Genomic DNA, 16,283 nt, shown 5'->3' with positions numbered 1-16,283 from the left:
ATCGGCCCGCTCGCCGCGCTAGCGCGGCAGCAGGCGGCGGTGCGAATGAATGGCCATGAGAATACCGAAACCGGCCAGCAAGGTCACGCTGGAGGTCCCGCCGTAACTGACCAGCGGCAGCGGCACCCCGACCACCGGCAGAATGCCGCTGACCATGCCGATGTTGACGAACACATAGATGAAGAAGGTCAGGATGATGCTGCCCGCCAGCAGCCGCCCGAAGGACTCCTGCGCGGCGCCGGCGAGCCACAGTCCGCGGCACACGATCAGCAGGTACAGCAGCAGGAAGACCAGCATGCCGATCATGCCGAACTCCTCGCCGAGCACCGCGACGATGAAGTCGGTGTGGCTCTCGGGCAGGAACTCCAGCTGCGACTGGGTGCCGTGCAGCCAGCCCTTGCCCCACAGACCGCCGCTGCCGATGGCGGTGGTCGACTGGATGATGTTCCAGCCGGCGCCGAGCGGGTCGCTCTCCGGGTCGAGGAAGGTCAGCACCCGCTGCCGCTGGTAGTCGTGCATGTTCATCCACAGCAGCGGCAGCGCCGCGGCGGCCAGCGCCCCCAGCAGCCCGATGATGCGCCAGGACAGCCCGGCCAGCAGGATCACGAACACCGCCGCCATGGCCACCAGCAGCGAGGTGCCGAGGTCGGGCTGGCGGGCGATCAGCAGCACCGGCGCGCCGATCAGCAGCGCGCAGACCAGCAGGTCCTGCCAGCGCGGCGGCAGCTCGCGGCGGCTCAGCCAGGCGGCCACCATCATCGGCACCGCCAGCTTCATCATCTCGGAGGGCTGGAAGCGCACCACGCCGGGAATCACCAGCCAGCGCTGGGCGCCCATGCCCATGTCGCCCATGATCTCCACCGCGAGCAGCATCATCATGCCCGCCAGATAGGCCGGCAGCGACCAGCGCAGCAGCGTGGCGGGCGTGAACTGGGCGATGATCACCATGCCCGCCAGGGCGACGCCGAAGCGGATCGCCTGGGCGGTGACCAGCTGCATGCCCTGGCCGCCGGCGCTGTAGAGCACCACCAGGCCGGCCGACATCAGCGTCAGCAGCAGCCCGAGCAGCCAGGGATCCAGGTGAATGCGCTCCCACAGGCTGCGCTTGCGGGACATGCCGCTCGCGGTTTGCTTGACCGGATACGGGCGTCGGAGCAGGACGTCGACCATCGCCATCATGCCTCTCCCTCGGCGCCGTCCGCCTCGCCGTCCTCGTCGGCCGCCGCTTCCGGCGGAAGCTCGCCGTGATCGCGCTCGAGCATCCAGTAGTCGGTCATGGCGCGGGCCGGTGCGGCGGCGTGGCTGCTGCCGCCGCCGGCGTTCTCGATGATCACCGACACCGCGATCTGCGGGTCCTCCACCGGCGCGAAGGCCATGAACAGGGCGTGGTCGCGCAACCGCTCCTTGAGCTCATCGGCGTTGTAGCGCTGATCCTGCCCCAGCGAGAACACCTGGGCGGTACCGGACTTGCCGGCCATGCGATATTCGAGCCCGGCCCCGGCGCGCCGGGCGGTGCCTTCGTTGCCGGACAGCACCTGCTCCATGCCGGAGATGACGTCTTCCCACCACTCGGGATGCTCGAGCTCGACGTCCGGCGGCGTGTCGGGCAGCTCGAGCAGCATCGGCTCGTCGCCGGTCTCGTGCACCAGGCGCGGCTTGACCCAGTGGCCGCGGTTGGCCAGCGTCGCGGTGGCCGAGGCCAGCTGCAGCGGCGTGATCTGCAGATAGCCCTGGCCGATGCCCACCGACAGCGTCTCGCCGGGGTACCAGGGCTGGTCGAAGCGCGCCCGCTTCCAGTCCCGCGACGGCAACAGCCCCGTGCTCTGGCCGTAGACGTCGGCGGCCACCCGGGTGCCGAAGCCGAACTGGGTCAGGCTGTCGTGGATGCGATCGATGCCCAGCTCATGGGCCAGGGAATAGAAATAGGTGTTGTTGGAGACCTCTAGCGCGCGCTCGAGATCCACCCGCCCGTGCCCCCAGCGCAGCCAGTTGCGATAGCGGCGGGAATCGTTGGGCAGCTGATAGTAGCCGGGATCATAGACCACCTCGTCGGGGGTGATCTCGCCGTTGCGCAGCCCGGTGATGGCCATGAACGGCTTGATGGTGGAACCCGCGGGATAGCTGCCGCGGATGGCGCGGTTGAACAGCGGCAGGTCGATGTCCTGCTGCAGCGCGCGATAGGACGATACGTCGATGCCGGTCACGAACTGATTGGTGTCGAAGCCGGGCACCGAGGCCATGGCCAGGATCTCGCCGGTCTGCGGCGCGATCGCCACGATGGCGCCGCGTCGGCCGTCGAGCAGGTCCACGGCGAGGTGCTGCAGCCCCTTGTCCAGGGTCAGCGTCAGGTTCTCGCCGGGCACCGGGTCGGTGTGGCCGAGCTCGCGCAGCACTCGGCCGCGGGCGTTGGTCTCGACCTTGCGCAGCCCGGCCTGGCCGTGCAGCGTGTCCTCGTAGAAGCGCTCGACGCCGGTCTTGCCGATGAAGTGGGTGCCGGCGTAGTTGCCGCCGTCGACCCGCTGCAGCTCCTCGGTGTTGATCCGGCCGACATAGCCGAGCACGTGCGACATGGCCTCGGCGTCCGGGTAGTAGCGCAGCAGCTGGGCCTCGACCTCGACTCCGGGCAGCCGGTGGCGATTGACCGCCAGCCGGGCGATCTGCGCCTCGTCGAGATCGCTCATCAGAAGCGCCGGCTGATAGGGGCGCTGGCGCTGGCGCGAGCGCTCGCGGAAGGCCTCGACCTGATCCGCGGGCAGGTCGAGCAGATCGACCAGCAGCGCCAGGGTCTGGTCCAGATCGTCGACCCGCTCGCGCACCAGGGTCAGGTTGTAGGTGGGCCGGTTCTCGGCCAGCAGCTCGCCGTTGCGGTCGTAGATCAGCCCGCGGGTCGGCGGCAGCGGCTCGACCCGTACGCGGTTCTTCTCCGAACGGGTGCTGTACTTCTCGTGCTGGACGACCTGCAGGTAGAACAGGCGACCGGCCAGCAAGCCGCTGAGCGCCAGCACGATCACCACCGCCAGCAGCGAGCGCAGGCGGAAGATCCGCAGTTCGTGTTCGGGGTTCTTCAGGGTGTCGCGTGGCTGACGCATGCTTGGCGAAGACCTCGAGCCTCAGCGATGGTAGGGATGGCCGACCATCAGGGTCCAGGCCCGATAGAGCTGCTCGGCCAGCAGGATGCGCACCAGCGGATGCGGCAGGGTCAGCGGCGACAGCGACCAGCGCTGGTCGGCGCTGGCGGACAGCGCCGGGTCGAGCCCGTCGGGACCGCCCACCAGCAGCACCACGTCGCGCCCGCCGAGGCGCCAGTCCTCGGCCTGGCGGGCGAGCTGCTCGGTGCTCCAGGTCTTGCCGCCCACCTCGAGGGCCACCAGATGCTCGCCACCCTTCAGCCGGGCGCGCAGGCGCTCGGATTCCTGGGCGATGGCGCGGCGGGTGTCGGCGTTCTTGCCGCGCGCTCCGGGCGCGATCTCCTCGACCTCGAGGGCGAAGTCCCGGGGCAGGCGCTTGCGGTACTCCTCGACGCCCTTGGTCACCCAGTCGGGCATCTTGGTACCGACGGCCAGCAGTCGTACCTTCATGAAGCGCCGTGGGCCCGCTCTTCTTCCTCCAGCGCCTGGCCGTCGCTCGGCAGGTCGGCCCACAGGCGTTCCAGATCATAGAGTGCCCGGGTCTCGGGCATCATCAGGTGCACCACCATGTCGCCGAGGTCGACCAGCACCCAGTCGGCACCGCTCTCGCCCTCGACGCCCAGCGGCGTCACGCCCTCTTCCTTCACGGTCTGGATCAGCTTGTTGGACAGCGCCGCCAGGTGGCGGTTGGAAGTACCGCTGGCGACCACCATCAGGTCGGTCACGCTGGTCAGGGAGGAAACGTCGATGACGGTGATGTCCTGAGCCTTGAGCTCCTCCAGTGCGTTGAGCACCAGCGTCTTGAGTGCGTCGATGTGCATACCCTTCGTATCAGCCCCTCTAGGCGAAAATGATCACGCCACCATTGTACCGGCTCGGGCCGGGCCTGGCAGCGCCCGATGGCGGCTCGACCACGTTTTTTTGTGCCGGGCCGCCAGCGGCTAGCGACGATAGAGTCCCGCGGAGAGAATTCGTTCCTCGACCGCCTCGGGCAGCAGGTAGCGCACGCTGAGCCCCTCGGCCAGACGCCGACGCAGCTCGGTGGCCGAGACCGCCATCCTCGACGGCAGCCGCAGGCGCAGCAGGCCGCCGCACGGCGAGGCCATCAGCGCCTCGGCATCATCGACCTCGCGGCCGTCGATCAGCGCGGCGAGCGCCTCGGGCAGCGCATCGTCGTGATCGGGGCGATCCACCACCACCAGATGCGCCAGCGCGAACAGACGCTCGGGCGCATGCCAGTCGGCCAGCCGCAGGAAGGCATCGTGGCCCAGCGCCATGACCAGCCGCGCCTCGGGGCCATAGTCGCGACGCAGCGTGGCCAGGGTATCGGCGCTGTAGGACGGCCCCTCGCGCTCGAGCTCGCGCGGGTCGGCGACCAGCCCCGGGGTGTCGCCGATGCCCAGGCGCAGCAGCGCCAGGCGCTCTTCGGGGGTGATGTGCGGCCGGCCGCGCAGCGGCGGCTGGGCCGCGGGAATCATGTGCACCCGATCGAGCCCCAGCGCCTCGTGCAGCTCCACGGCGCTGCGCAGATGGCCGAGATGGACGGGATCGAAGGTCCCGCCCAGCATGGCGACGCGCGGGGCACACTCGTTGACCGGCCCCTCGCTCACTGTCGGATCTGGCCGTCGCCGAGCACCACGTACTTGCGCGTGGTCAGGCCCTCGAGGCCCACCGGACCGCGCACGTGCAGGCGATCGGTGGAGATGCCGATCTCCGCGCCCAGGCCGTACTCGAAGCCGTCGGCGAAGCGGGTGGAGGCGTTGACCATCACCGAGCTGGAGTCGACCTCGGCCAGGAAGCGACGCGCCAGGGTGTAGTTCTCGGTGACGATGGCATCGGTGTGCCGCGAGCTGTAGCGCTCGATGTGGGCCATGGCGTCGTCGATGCCGTCGACCACACGGATCGCCAGCACCGGCGCCAGGTACTCGGCGGCCCAGTCGGCCTCGGTGGCCGGAACGACGTCGGCGAGGATCGCCCGGGTGCGCTCGCAGCCGCGCAGCTCGACGCCGTGCTCGGCGTAGGCCGCGGCCAGCGCGGGCAGCAGGTCTTCGGCCACCGGGGCATCGACCAGCAGGGTCTCCATGGTGTTGCAGGTGCCGTAGCGCTGGGTCTTGGCATTGAGGGCGATGGCCAGCGCCTTGTCGCGATCCGCGGTGGCGTCGAGATAGACGTGGCAGACCCCGTCCAGGTGTTTGATCACCGGCACCCGCGCGTCGCGGGAGATGCGCTCGATCAGCGACTTGCCGCCGCGCGGGATGATCACGTCGACGTACTCCGGCATGTCGATCAGCCGGCCGACCGCGGCGCGATCGGTGGTCGCCACCACCTGTACCGCCGCCTCGGGTAGCCCGGCACGCTCGAGGCCCTCGCGAATGCAGGCCGCGATGGCGGCGTTGGACTCGCGCGCCTCGGAGCCGCCCCGCAGGATCGCCGCATTGCCCGACTTGAGACACAGGCTCGCGGCTTCCATGGTGACGTTGGGCCGCGATTCGTAGATGATACCGATCACGCCCAGCGGCACCCGCATGTGGCCGACCTGGATGCCGCTCGGGCGAGCGCTCAGGCCGTCGATCTCGCCGACCGGATCGGGCAGCGCCGCGACCTGGTGCAGGCCCTCGATCATGGCGTCGAAGCGCGCCTCATTCAGCGCCAGGCGGTCGAGCAGCGCGCCATCGAGGCCGTTCTCGCGACCGCGCTTCAGGTCGCGGGCGTTGGCCGCCAGCACCGTATCGCGGGACTCGCCCAGCCGCTCGGCCATGGCCTTCAGGGCGGCGTTCTTGGATGCGGTGTCGGCGCGGCGCAGACGCGCGACGGCGTCACGCGCCTGCTGCCCCAGCTGCTGCATGTAGGCATCGACGTCGGCGATGACGTCATCGGAGTGGGAGGCGTGAGCTGTCATGCCGTAGAGTGTCTCCAGGAAATCGGTGCGGGGCATCAGGCCACGCCCCAGGCTCGTGTCGAATCGGGAAGGAGCCCATACTAAGTCACCATGCAGAGCAAGTACAAAGTCGGGCTGATGCGCGCCAACCTGCTGATCGCCGCCGGCCTCACTAGCTTCCTGGCCGCCACCGCCGAGACCCTGCCGGACGCCCTGCTGCTGGGCCTCGCCGCGCTGTGGCTGGCGGTGACGACCACGCAGATGGCCCACCGCCATCGCCACCCGGCGACCGTGCCCTGGCAGCTGATGCCGGGCCTGCTGCTGGCCGCCATGCTGTGGGTCACGCCGGAGCGGCATCTGACCTGGCTGTGGGCCTGGGCCATCCTGTTGATGCTGCCCCAGCCGCGCTGGATGCTGCTGTTCAATGCCGCACTCGCCGCCACCAGCTGGTGGCACCTGCAGCCGCTGCTGGGCCTCGAGCAGTGGGCGCTGGCCGGCCTGCTGCTGGTCGGCCTGATGCTGTTGGGGCTCGCGCGCTCGCTGGGGCTCCAGGCCCTGCGACGCCGCATCCGCCACCGCGCCCGACTGTCGCCGGACCTGCCCCTGTGGCCGAGCCAGTGCCTGCGCCACGACATTCAGCGCGAGCGCCAGCGTGCCCGCCTCGAGAACAGCCACGTGGAACTGCTGCTGCTCTATACCGGCCGCCGGCAGCTGTGGTCGCTGGCCGACCGGCTGTGCCGGGAACTGCGGCCGTTCGAGAACGGCTATCGCCTGGACCGGCGCACCCTCGGGCTGCTGCTGGTCCATCGCGACGCCGACCAGGCCGCCGAACGCCGCCAGGCCCTGCTGGCGCCGCTGGACGACTCGGTACGGGCCCGGGTCGTCACCCTGCCCCGCCTCGGCTCGCTGACCCGCGAGCGTCGTGCGCTGAAGCGCCAGACCCGTGGCATCGAGGTGCGGGAGGTCGCCCATCATGATTGAGCCGAATACCCCCCGCCCTCGCCTGTTCCTCCTGGTGCTCGGCACCGCTACCCTGCTGCTGCTCGGCCAGGCGCTGTGGTTCTATCTGATGGGCCACTACGTGCGCATCCTGCTGCCGGCCCTGCTGGCGCCGGTGATGGCGCTGGCCGCACTGCTGGCCGCCGCCGGCAAGACGCCCTCGCGGGCCTCGGCCTATCTCGCGCTGATCTGCGGCTTCCTGCTGATCGCCGTCGAGCTGCCCGGCCAGAGCGGGCATCCGGCGCTGTGGATCGGCCTGCCGCCGATCCTGACCCTGGTGCTGCTGCCGCTGGGGCCCGCCATCTTCCTCAACCTGGCGCTGACGCCGATCTGGCTGGCCCTGCTCGGCGACGGCCAGGCCGACGCCGATCTCGCCGCGGCCTATCTGGCGCTGGTCGCCGTGGCCACCCTGGCGCTGTGGGACCGCCTGCGCCAGCGCAGCCTGCTGCAGGCCACCGACCCGCTGGAGCAGGAATGCCGCGCCCTGACCCGCACGCACCTGCATGAGCGGCTGATCGGCGAGTTCGAGCGCGCCCGCCTGCTCGAGCGCCCCATGGCGGTGCTGCTGATCCATCTGCCCCAGCTCGACATGACCCGCGAGCAGTTTGGCGATGACACCCGGCGCGCCATGCTGACGGCGTTCTGCCAAGGCGTGCTGCGCGACTGCCGCGACCTCGACTCGCTCGGCCGCGAGGACGAGACCGCCTTCTGGCTGATCCTCCCCGACACCACCGAGAGCGGCGCCCTGCTGGTGCGCCAGCGTTTGCAGCAGGCCCTGGAGCAGATCGTGCTGGTGGACACCGGGCCGCTGGAAGTGCGCCTGCGCCTGGAGACTCCTCGCGCCGGCGAGGCCAGCCCGGCCTTCCTGACCCGCCTGCAGGCCATGACCCAGGCCCTGGCCGCCGGCTAGCGCCCACCCATCGATCGAGGAGGGAGCCTTGAATCTCGTCGACCTGCTGCAGCAGCTGACGCCATCGCCGGCCATGCTGCTGCTGTTGACCGCTCTCATCGCCATGGTGGAATCGCTGGCCCTGGTCGGCCTGCTGGTGCCCGGCGTGGTACTGATCACCGCCGTCGCCTCCATGGCCGGCCACCAGGAGCTGGCCGTGGCCGCGATGATCGCCGCCGCCTTCATCGGCGCCGTGATCGGCGACGGCCTGAGCTTCTGGCTCGGCCATACCCAGCGCGAACGCGTCACCGGCATGTGGCCGCTGTCCCGCTACCCCGAATGGATCGCCCAGGGCGCGCGCTTCTTCCACCGCCACGGCGCGCTGTCGGTCTTCTTCGGCCGCTTCGTCGGACCGGTGCGTCCGGTGATACCGATGATCGCCGGCATGATGCACATGCCGCCGCGGCGTTTCACCCTGGCTAACCTGGCCTCGGCGGCGCTGTGGGCACCGGCCTACGTGCTGCCCGGCTACCTGCTGGGGCGCACCTGGCAGCGCCTGCCCGGCGTGCCCGAGGCCCTGGAACCCTGGCTGGTGGGTCTCGGCGCCGTGGTGGTGGCGCTGGCGCTGATCTTTTCCTGGCTGCGCCACCAGACCCATCACGACGGCCTGATCTACCGGGCCATGATCGACCTGCTGCGCCGCCACCCCCGCGGCCGCCGGCTGTGGCGGGCGCTGGGCCGGGCCCGGGGCCGCGAGGCGCCGCTGGGCACCTGGCTGCTGCTGCTGACCTCGCTCACCGCGCTCTCGGCCTGGACCCTGGTGGTGCTGCATCACGGCGGCCCGCTGCCCATGGATCAGCGGCTCGACGGCCTGATGGACGAACTGGCGACCCCCTGGCTGGCGACCTTCGCCGACACCCTGGCACGGCTCGGCGATCTCTACGGCGTGATCGCCCTGGTGCTGCCCTGGGGGCTGTGGTGGCTGCTGCGAGGACGACTCGACGCCTTCGCCCACCTGGTCGGCGGGCTGGTCGGCATCGCCGCCCTGAACACGCTGAGCAAGGCGCTGATCGGCCGCGTGCGGCCGGACACGCCGCTGCACCTGGCGGATTCGTTCTCCTATCCCAGCGCCCATACCTCCACCGCGGTGGTGCTCTACGGCCTGGCCGCGGCCTTCATCGCCCGCGAGCTGCCGCTGGCGCGACGCTTCTGGGCCTACTGGGGCGCCATCGCCATCATCGTGCCTATGGCGCTGTCGCGCCTGGTGCTGGGCGTCCACTGGCTGAGCGATCTGATCGGCGGCACCCTGCTGGGGCTGGTGGTCTGCACGCTGGTGCAACTGGCCTGGCAACGCCGCCCCCACCGCACCCTGCGCCCCTGCCCCTGGCTGGCGCTGGGCACGGCATCGCTGGCGCTGGCCGCCGCGCGCGTCGCCTGGCTGGGGCCGGCGTAGGGGCAAGCGGCAGCGTGCCCCCCCCGAAGCAAAAGAAGACCCGAAGGCCATGGCCTTCGGGTCTTCTTGTCGCTCGGCGCTCGGCGCTAGCCCAGGATCAGCCAGGCCCCGACGCCGATCATCAGCGTGCCGGCCAGGCGGTTGAGCAGGCGCACCTTGTCGGCCTGGCCCAGCAGATGGCGCAGGGTCTGGCCGCCGGTGGCATAGGCCAGCAGCGCGCCGAACTCGATGGTCAGGATGATCGCCACCAGCGCCACCAGCTGGGCGGCGAGCGGCCGCGAGGCGTCGAGAAACGGCGGCAGCAGGGCGACGAAGAAGGCCCAGCCCTTGGGATTGGCCACCGCGGTGACGAAGCCCTGCATGCTCCCGACGCCCGGCCCGCCCCTGGCTCTCGAGATCGTCGGGAATCGCCATGCGACCGCGGGAGCGCCACATCATCACGCCGAGATAGGCCAGGTAGGCGCCACCCACCCACTTGAACACCGCGAACAGCGTCGGCTGGCGCAGCATCAGCGTGGCCACGCCGGCGCCGGCCGCCACGGCCACCAGCCCCACGCCGACGAGCTCGCCGATCATCATCCACAGGGTGCGTCGCACGCCCTGGGTCATGCCCAGCACCATGGCCAGGGTCATGCACATGCCCGGCGTCAGCGACACCAGCAGGAAGGTCGGCACGAACACCGACAGCACAGACAGCGTGATCACGGGAAGCACATCCTTGTGGTCGCGACCCGCTCAGCGTGGCGGGTCGGCATGACGGCGGCGTGAACGGGCGCTCCGTGGCCCGGGCCGCCCTATTCGCCCCAGCGGGGCATCAGGCGATGCTCGATGCCGAGCTGGTTGAGAATGCGCGCGACGATGAAGTCGATCAGGTCCTCGACCGAGGCCGGCCGATGGTAAAAGCCCGGCGCCGCCGGCATCACCACCGCGCCCAGGCGGGTGAGGTTCAGCATGTGCTCGAGGTGGATCGCCGACAGCGGCGTCTCGCGCGGGACCAGGATCAGCTGACGGCGCTCCTTCAGGGCCACGTCGGCGGCGCGCTCGATCAGGTTGTTGCTGGCGCCGCAGGCCACCGCCGAGAGCGTGCCCGTGGAGCAGGGGCAGATCACCATCGCCGAGCTGGCGCCGGAGCCGGAGGCCACCGGCGCCATCCAGTCCTCGCGGCCGAAGCAGCGGATCTGGCCCGGTGCGGCGCCGGCGCGCTCGGTGAGCGCCTCGGCCAGCCGTTCGGGGCGCGCCGGCAGGTCGCCGTCGGTCTCGGTGGCGATCACCAGGTGCGCGGCCTTGGAGATCATCACCCAGACCTCGCGCTCGGCCGCCACCAGCGCCTCGATCAGGCGCAGCCCGTACTGGGCGCCGGAGGCCCCGGTCAGCGCCACGGTGACCGGGGCGCCGAAGCGCTCGCTGCCGTGCTCAACCGCCATGGGCCACCTCCAGCGCCGCCAGCAGCTTCTCGTGGATGCCGCCGAAGCCGCCGTTGGACATCACCACCAGCCGGTCGCCCGGCCGCGCCTCGGCCACCAGCGCCGCCACCAGGCCGTCCAGGTCGTCATGCACGCCGCCGGGCCGGCCGCTGGCCTCGACCACCGGCGCCAGGGTCCAGTCGAGTCCCGCCGGCTGGTACCAGTAGGCGGCATCGGCATCGGCCACGCTGCCGGCCAGGCGCTCGCGCAGGGTGCCGAGGCGCATGGTGTTCGAGCGCGGCTCGATCACCGCCAGCAGCCGCCCTTCCCGGGCGGACGCGCGCAGCCCGCCGAGGGTCGCGGCGATGGCGGTGGGATGGTGGGCGAAGTCGTCGATCACCTGGATGCCGGCCACCTCGCCGCGCACCTCCTGGCGCCGCCGCGGGGTGGCGAAGCGGGCGAGCGCCTCGGCGCCGTCGGCGAGCGACACGCCGCAGGCGTGGGCCGCGGCCAGCGCGGCCACGGCGTTGCGGGCGTTGTAGGCGCCGGTCAGCGACCAGTCGACCACCGCGGCTTCCTCGCCGCCGTCATCGCGGCGATGCACGACCCGGAAACGGCTGGCGTCGTCGCGCTCGAGGGCCAGGCGCCAGGCGCTGTCCGCCGCGCTGCCGAAGCGCTCCACCGGCGTCCAGCGGCCCTGCTCGAGCACGCGCTGAAGCGCCGGCTCGCCGTCGGCCACCAGCAGCCGCCCCTTGCCCGGCACGGTGCGCACCAGGTGGTGAAACTGGCGCTCGATGGCGGCCAGGTCGGGAAAGATGTCGGCGTGGTCGAACTCCAGGTTGCCCAGCACCGCGATCTCGGGGCGGTAGTGCACGAACTTGGAGCGCTTGTCGAAGAAGGCGGTGTCGTACTCGTCGGCCTCGACCACGAAGGGCGCCTCGGCATCGCCCAGCCGCGCCGAGACGCCGAAGTTGCGCGGCACACCGCCGATCAGGAACCCCGGCGCCAGCCCCGCGGCCTCCAGCAGCCAGGCGGTCAGGCTGGCGGTGGTGGTCTTGCCGTGGGTGCCGGCCACGGCGATCACCCGCCGACCGGGCAGCACGTGCTCGGCCAGCCACTGGGGGCCGGAGACATAGGGCAAACCGCGGTCGAGCACCGCCTCCACCTCGGGATTGCCCCGCGAGAGGGCGTTGCCGATCACCACCAGGTCCGGCGCCGGCTCGAGGTTCTGCGCCGAGAAGCCCTCGCTCAGGGCGATGCCCGCCTGCTCGAGCTGGGTGCTCATCGGGGGGTAGACACCGGCGTCCGATCCGCTGACCCGATAACCGGCCTCCCGGGCCAGCAGCGCCAGGCTGCCCATGAAGGTGCCGCAGATACCGAGGATATGAAGGTGCATGCAAACTCCGCTGCCGAAAGCCTGTCTGCCGGCGGGCCGGCGAAAAGCGGCAGCCTAGCATGGCGCCTGCGACCGCTCCAGCACACGCCGGCGCGTGTCAGGCGTCGCGCGTCGCCGACAGGATGCAGCACCCGGAGCGATGGGCTAGAATCGCGGCTTTTCGGGACGAAGCCGGGAAGCGCTCGCCGAGCCACGGCCGCCCTTCCCTTGACGCGACCAGCAACAGGATAGCTCCATGGCCCAGCACAACGCCTTCTACGCCCAGTCCGGCGGCGTCACCGCCGTGATCAACGCCAGTGCCTGCGGCGTCATCGAGGCCTGCCGCCGCCACTCCGACCAGATCGGCAAGGTCTATGCCGGCCACAACGGCATCATCGGCGCCCTCACCGAAGACCTGATCGACGTCAGCGAGGAGAGCGACGAGGCGATCGCCGCCCTGCGCCACACCCCGGCCGGCGCCTTCGGCTCCTGTCGCTACAAGCTCAAGGACATCGAGACCCACCGCGCCCAGTACGAGCGGCTGATCGAGGTCTTCAAGGCACACGATATCCGCTACTTCTTCTACAACGGCGGCGGCGACAGCGCCGACACCTGCCTCAAGGTCTCCCAGCTGTCCGAGAAGATGGGCTATCCGCTGACCGCCATCCACGTGCCGAAGACCGTGGACAACGACCTGCCGATCACCGACAACTCCCCCGGCTTCGGCAGCGTGGCCAAGTACATCGCCACCTCCACCCTGGAGACCTCGCTGGACATCGCCTCCATGTGCGCCACCTCCACCAAGGTGTTCGTGCTCGAGGTGATGGGCCGCCACGCCGGCTGGATCGCCGCCGCCGGCGCCCTGGCCGGCGAGAAGGAAGGCGACGCGCCACACCTGGTGATCTTCCCCGAGGTCGCCTTCGACCGCGCCGCGGTGATGGCCCGGGTCGAGCAGTCGGTCAAGGACTACGGCTACTGCGTGATCGTGGTCTCCGAGGGCGCCCGCTACGAGGACGGCACCTTCCTGGCCGACTCCGGCAACACCGACGCCTTCGGCCACCGCCAGCTGGGCGGCGTGGCGCCGACCCTGGCCGGCATGGTCAAGCAGGACCTGGGCTACAAGTACCACTGGGCCGTGGCCGACTACCTCCAGCGCTCCGCCCGCCACCTGGCCTCCAAGACCGACGTGGAACAGGCCTACGCGGTGGGCGAGAAGGCCGTCGAGCTGGCCATCGCCGGCGACAACGCCAAGATGCCGGCCATCAAGCGCACCGGCGACGCCCCCTACGCCTGGACCGTCGAGGCCGCGCCGCTGGCCGAGGTGGCCAACCGCGAGAAGTTCATGCCCCGCGAGTTCATCAGCGAGAACGGCTTCGGCATCACCGAGGAATGCCGCCGCTATCTGTCGCCGCTGATCCAGGGCGAGGACTTCCCCCCGTTCGAGAACGGCCTGCCCAAGGTCGCGCGCCTGGCCAAGCGGCGCGTCGAGCGCAAGCTGCCGGAATTCAGCATCTAAGCGGCAGGCCCAGAGCCTGAAATCGCCGCGAGAAACAGAAAACCCCGAAGGCAAAACCTTCGGGGTTTTCTTGTAGCTCGGCACCACAGGGGCCACCCCGCGTCGATGCCTATCGGAGGAACCAGCTCAGCACCAGCAGCACCAGCAGCGCGGCGGCGACGGCCTGCCAGAAGCCCGCCGCCCCGCCCCGCTTCGGCGGCGCCTCGCTCGGCACCGGCGGCGTCGGCGTCTTCAGCGCATGCAGGAACTCCGACAGGCGCCGGAAGCGCAGCGCCCGCTGGGGCGTCAGGGCGCGCTTCAGCGCCTCGTCGAGGGCCTCCGGCACCTCCGGGTTGAGCGCCCGGGCGCTGCGATAGTGCATGCGCTCCAGGTCGGTGTGGCGCAGCAGATCCTTCACCGGCACCTCAAAGGGCAAGGCGCCGGTCAACAGCCAGTAGACGGTGGACGCCAGCGAGTACTGGTCGCTGCGACGGCCGACCTCGTCGTCCATGGCGTACTCCGGCGCGCTGTGCTCGGTGAGCCCCACCTGGCGCAACAGCCCGCGGGAGCGACGATGGCCGTCGACGTCGCGCAGGTGGCAGGCGCTGAAGTCGGTCAGCACCACCTGGCCATGGCGGTCGACCAGCACGTTCTCGGGGTGGATCTGCTGGTGTATCAGGTCGCGGCGATGCAGCGCCTGCACCGCCTTGCCCAGCTGGGTGGCGATGTCGAGCCGCTGCCCCAGGCCCGCCCGGGGATGACGCCGCGCCCACTCCTCCAGCGTCATGCCTTCCACGTAGGCCATCAGGTAATAGAGGAAGCGCCGCGGCCGCGAGGGAGTCATGACCCGCACCACGAACGGCGAGCGCACCCGCTCGACGATCCACTGCTGCAGCAGGAAGTGCTCCAGGTAGGCGTTGCGACTGGAGAGCTCCGGGCTCGGCGCCTTCATCACCATCTCGCGCTCGGTGTGGGTATCGCGCACCCGGTAGACCCGCGACTGGGCGGTGCGCGACAGCACCTCCTGCACCTCGAGCCCGTCCAGCCGTTCCCCTACCGCCAGCTCCGGCGGAATCGGCAGTTCGCCGTAGGAGCGGTCCGGCTGGTCGCGCTGCTCCTCGGGCAGCGCATCGATGCGCACCAGCTGGAAGCAGAACGGATCGCCGCCGTAGCCGCGGGCGCTGGCGCGCTCGCTGGCGGTCTGGGCCAGGCGTTCGCAGGCCGCGTGCAGGTCGCTGGCGTCCTGGCGAATCAGCTGCACGTAGTCCGAGGGCATCAGGGTGCCCTGCACCGCCTGGGTGGTGAACAGGAAGATGTCGCCCTGCTTGAGCGGCAGCTCCACGTAGTCGATGTCGAGGCTGGCATCCATGCCCAGCGCCCGTGAGGGATAGCGGTAGCCGCCGAGGTCGGTGACATGGTCGCGGCTGAGCTGTTCGAACTCGGCCCCGCGCAGGCGAAAGACCAGCGTGTCGCCCATGTGGAAGAGATGCGCCGCCTGGCCCTGGTAGACCATCGCCGACATCGAGCTGACGTAGCCGCCGTCACGCACCTGGCGGCTCTGGCCATAGCACCAGCTGTTCAGGGCATGCAGCACCCGGTGCGCCGAGAGCTTGGCGCCCCAGTGCTCGGGCGTCGAATAGAAGTCGGCCAGAAAGCCCTGCACGCTGAGATCGCCGGCCTGCTTGGCCAGCGGATTGCGCGAGGTCGAGTCGGTGATCAGCGCCGTCGCGCCCTTGCCCGTCAGCAGCGCCGTCTCGTCGGGCACGCAGACCGACATCGAGCTGCGATGACGCCCTCGGTCCGGCACCACGAAGGCCTGGCCGAAACTCAATGACAGTTGCGCGGATGCCACGACGATCTCCTTGTGTGTCAGCGACTTCGAGACCGAAAGGCCCCTTTCCATCGCCGCCATGATACACGCCCACCCCCGTGCCTGGCTCTCCCCCCATGGTCGGCGTCCTCGCGGCACCCGAACGACCTAGGTCGGGTTGGTAATCGACGGGGCGGCCTCGTATAATTCGGCGGATTTTCAACCGACGGCCACCCGCCAGGGTGATACGCCCAGGGCCACAAGCCAGAGAAGGACGCGCTCATGAACTTCGACAACATTCCCGCCGGCAAGGACCTGCCGAACGACCTCTACGTCGCCATCGAGATCCCGGCCAACCACGCCCCGGTCAAGTACGAGATCGACAAGGACATGGGCGCCCTGCTGGTCGACCGCTTCATGGCCACCCCGATGTTCTACCCGGCCAACTACGGCTTCATCCCGCACACCCTGGCCGACGACGGCGACCCGCTGGACGCCCTGGTCGTGACCCCGTATCCGGTCCAGCCCGGCAGCGTCATCCGCGCGCGTCCGGTCGGCATCCTGAACATGACCGACGAAGCCGGCGAAGACGCCAAGCTGGTCTGCGTGCCGCACGAGAAGCTGTCCAGCCTGTATGACGACGTCCAGGAAGTGACCGACCTGCCGGAACTGCTGCGCCAGCAGATCGCCCACTTCTTCGAGAACTACAAGGACCTCGAGAAGGGCAAGTGGGTCAAGGTGGAGTCCTGGGAAGGCGTCGAGGCCGCGCGCAAGGCCATCGAGAAGTCCGTCGCCGCCTACAGCAAGGCCTGATCGCGACCGCGATCCCGTCTCGCGGAACACACGCGTCCTG

At 70.3% G+C, this 16,283-nt stretch carries 14 protein-coding genes and 1 pseudogene; 5 read left to right on the top strand and 10 right to left on the bottom strand.

The genetic code is table 11. From position 1 onward, the window contains the following. Positions 1-18: 18 nt before the first annotated feature. The 6 genes from rodA to FIU88_RS06975 all read right to left on the bottom strand — a co-directional run bounded on the left by rodA (position 19) and on the right by FIU88_RS06975 (position 6,027). Complete coding sequence (gene rodA / locus FIU88_RS07000; protein WP_016854560.1) at positions 19-1,176, bottom strand: rod shape-determining protein RodA; 1,158 nt, start codon at positions 1,174-1,176, stop codon at positions 19-21. Next, positions 1,176-3,089 (bottom strand): penicillin-binding protein 2, encoded by a 1,914-nt coding sequence (mrdA, locus tag FIU88_RS06995; RefSeq protein WP_152478677.1) that lies wholly within the window; start codon positions 3,087-3,089, stop codon positions 1,176-1,178. The genes rodA and mrdA overlap by 1 nt, the downstream gene beginning before the upstream one ends. A gap of 21 nt (positions 3,090-3,110) precedes the next feature. After that, a complete protein-coding gene (gene rlmH, locus FIU88_RS06990; protein WP_152478676.1) occupies positions 3,111-3,578 on the bottom strand; it encodes a 23S rRNA (pseudouridine(1915)-N(3))-methyltransferase RlmH in 468 nt (155 codons plus the stop codon). Beyond that, positions 3,575-3,949, bottom strand: coding sequence for a ribosome silencing factor (rsfS, locus tag FIU88_RS06985; RefSeq protein ID WP_016854557.1), 375 nt, complete (start codon positions 3,947-3,949; stop codon positions 3,575-3,577). Before rsfS ends, rlmH begins: the two co-directional genes overlap by 4 nt. Before the next feature lie 120 nt (positions 3,950-4,069). Further along, a complete protein-coding gene (nadD, locus tag FIU88_RS06980; protein WP_051008812.1) occupies positions 4,070-4,696 on the bottom strand; it encodes a nicotinate-nucleotide adenylyltransferase in 627 nt (208 codons plus the stop codon). Between the two features lie 38 nt (positions 4,697-4,734). Further along, a complete protein-coding gene (locus tag FIU88_RS06975; RefSeq protein WP_152480158.1) occupies positions 4,735-6,027 on the bottom strand; it encodes a glutamate-5-semialdehyde dehydrogenase in 1,293 nt (430 codons plus the stop codon). A 90-nt stretch (positions 6,028-6,117) separates the two neighbouring features. On the opposite strand from FIU88_RS06975, the gene FIU88_RS06970 reads away from it, so the two are divergent. From FIU88_RS06970 to FIU88_RS06960, 3 genes are read left to right on the top strand one after another with little or no spacing between them, the layout of a single operon-like run. Next, entirely contained in the window at positions 6,118-6,987 is an 870-nt protein-coding gene (locus tag FIU88_RS06970) for a hypothetical protein (RefSeq protein ID WP_152478675.1), read from the top strand. Continuing rightward, positions 6,980-7,915: a diguanylate cyclase gene (locus FIU88_RS06965; protein WP_152478674.1), complete on the top strand. Its 936-nt coding sequence runs from the start codon at positions 6,980-6,982 to the stop codon at positions 7,913-7,915. Before FIU88_RS06970 ends, FIU88_RS06965 begins: the two co-directional genes overlap by 8 nt. A 28-nt stretch (positions 7,916-7,943) precedes the next feature. Beyond that, positions 7,944-9,347 (top strand): bifunctional DedA family/phosphatase PAP2 family protein, encoded by a 1,404-nt coding sequence (locus FIU88_RS06960; RefSeq protein WP_152478673.1) that lies wholly within the window; start codon positions 7,944-7,946, stop codon positions 9,345-9,347. An 86-nt stretch (positions 9,348-9,433) separates the two neighbouring features. Here FIU88_RS06960 and FIU88_RS06955 read toward each other — a convergent pair. The 3 genes and pseudogenes from FIU88_RS06955 to mpl all read right to left on the bottom strand — a co-directional run bounded on the left by FIU88_RS06955 (position 9,434) and on the right by mpl (position 12,146). Next, positions 9,434-10,049 (bottom strand): annotated as a pseudogene (locus tag FIU88_RS06955) (LysE family translocator). 92 nt (positions 10,050-10,141) lie between these two features. Continuing rightward, positions 10,142-10,771 (bottom strand): flavin prenyltransferase UbiX, encoded by a 630-nt coding sequence (locus FIU88_RS06950; RefSeq protein WP_016854550.1) that lies wholly within the window; start codon positions 10,769-10,771, stop codon positions 10,142-10,144. Next, on the bottom strand, positions 10,761-12,146 hold the full coding sequence (gene mpl / locus FIU88_RS06945; protein WP_152478672.1) for a UDP-N-acetylmuramate:L-alanyl-gamma-D-glutamyl-meso-diaminopimelate ligase: 1,386 nt from the start codon (positions 12,144-12,146) through the stop codon (positions 10,761-10,763). The genes FIU88_RS06950 and mpl overlap by 11 nt, the downstream gene beginning before the upstream one ends. Positions 12,147-12,381: 235 nt before the next feature. On the opposite strand from mpl, the gene FIU88_RS06940 reads away from it, so the two are divergent. After that, the gene (locus tag FIU88_RS06940) at positions 12,382-13,641 is read left to right on the top strand and encodes a 6-phosphofructokinase (protein WP_152478671.1); all 1,260 of its coding nucleotides are present in this window, start codon (positions 12,382-12,384) and stop codon (positions 13,639-13,641) included. 109 nt (positions 13,642-13,750) lie between these two features. On the opposite strand, the gene FIU88_RS06935 is transcribed toward FIU88_RS06940, so the two are convergent. Then, positions 13,751-15,472: a bifunctional protein-serine/threonine kinase/phosphatase gene (locus FIU88_RS06935; RefSeq protein ID WP_026068378.1), complete on the bottom strand. Its 1,722-nt coding sequence runs from the start codon at positions 15,470-15,472 to the stop codon at positions 13,751-13,753. A gap of 240 nt (positions 15,473-15,712) precedes the next feature. Between FIU88_RS06935 and ppa the strand changes: the two genes are divergently transcribed. Then, positions 15,713-16,243, top strand: a complete 531-nt coding sequence (gene ppa / locus FIU88_RS06930; RefSeq protein WP_016854546.1) for an inorganic diphosphatase — start codon at positions 15,713-15,715, stop codon at positions 16,241-16,243. Positions 16,244-16,283 lie beyond the last annotated feature (40 nt).

It is taken from the genome of Halomonas sp. THAF12 (genome assembly GCF_009363675.1).
In the GTDB taxonomy this organism is placed as follows: domain Bacteria; phylum Pseudomonadota; class Gammaproteobacteria; order Pseudomonadales; family Halomonadaceae; genus Halomonas; species Halomonas smyrnensis.
Note: the sequence above shows the minus strand (reverse complement) of the source record. Positions and strands in the feature narration are given on the sequence as shown.

Bases quoted from the DNA above. Each gene is read 5' to 3' on its own strand.
- rodA (WP_016854560.1), bottom strand. From the start codon at position 1,176: ATGGCGATGGTCGACGTCCTGCTCCGACGCCCGTATCCGGTCAAGCAA.
- mrdA (WP_152478677.1), bottom strand. From the start codon at position 3,089: ATGCGTCAGCCACGCGACACCCTGAAGAACCCCGAACACGAACTGCGG.
- rlmH (WP_152478676.1), bottom strand. From the start codon at position 3,578: ATGAAGGTACGACTGCTGGCCGTCGGTACCAAGATGCCCGACTGGGTG.
- rsfS (WP_016854557.1), bottom strand. From the start codon at position 3,949: ATGCACATCGACGCACTCAAGACGCTGGTGCTCAACGCACTGGAGGAG.
- nadD (WP_051008812.1), bottom strand. From the start codon at position 4,696: ATGCTGGGCGGGACCTTCGATCCCGTCCATCTCGGCCATCTGCGCAGC.
- FIU88_RS06975 (WP_152480158.1), bottom strand. From the start codon at position 6,027: ATGACAGCTCACGCCTCCCACTCCGATGACGTCATCGCCGACGTCGAT.
- FIU88_RS06970 (WP_152478675.1), top strand. From the start codon at position 6,118: ATGCAGAGCAAGTACAAAGTCGGGCTGATGCGCGCCAACCTGCTGATC.
- FIU88_RS06965 (WP_152478674.1), top strand. From the start codon at position 6,980: ATGATTGAGCCGAATACCCCCCGCCCTCGCCTGTTCCTCCTGGTGCTC.
- FIU88_RS06950 (WP_016854550.1), bottom strand. From the start codon at position 10,771: ATGGCGGTTGAGCACGGCAGCGAGCGCTTCGGCGCCCCGGTCACCGTG.
- mpl (WP_152478672.1), bottom strand. From the start codon at position 12,146: ATGCACCTTCATATCCTCGGTATCTGCGGCACCTTCATGGGCAGCCTG.
- FIU88_RS06940 (WP_152478671.1), top strand. From the start codon at position 12,382: ATGGCCCAGCACAACGCCTTCTACGCCCAGTCCGGCGGCGTCACCGCC.
- ppa (WP_016854546.1), top strand. From the start codon at position 15,713: ATGAACTTCGACAACATTCCCGCCGGCAAGGACCTGCCGAACGACCTC.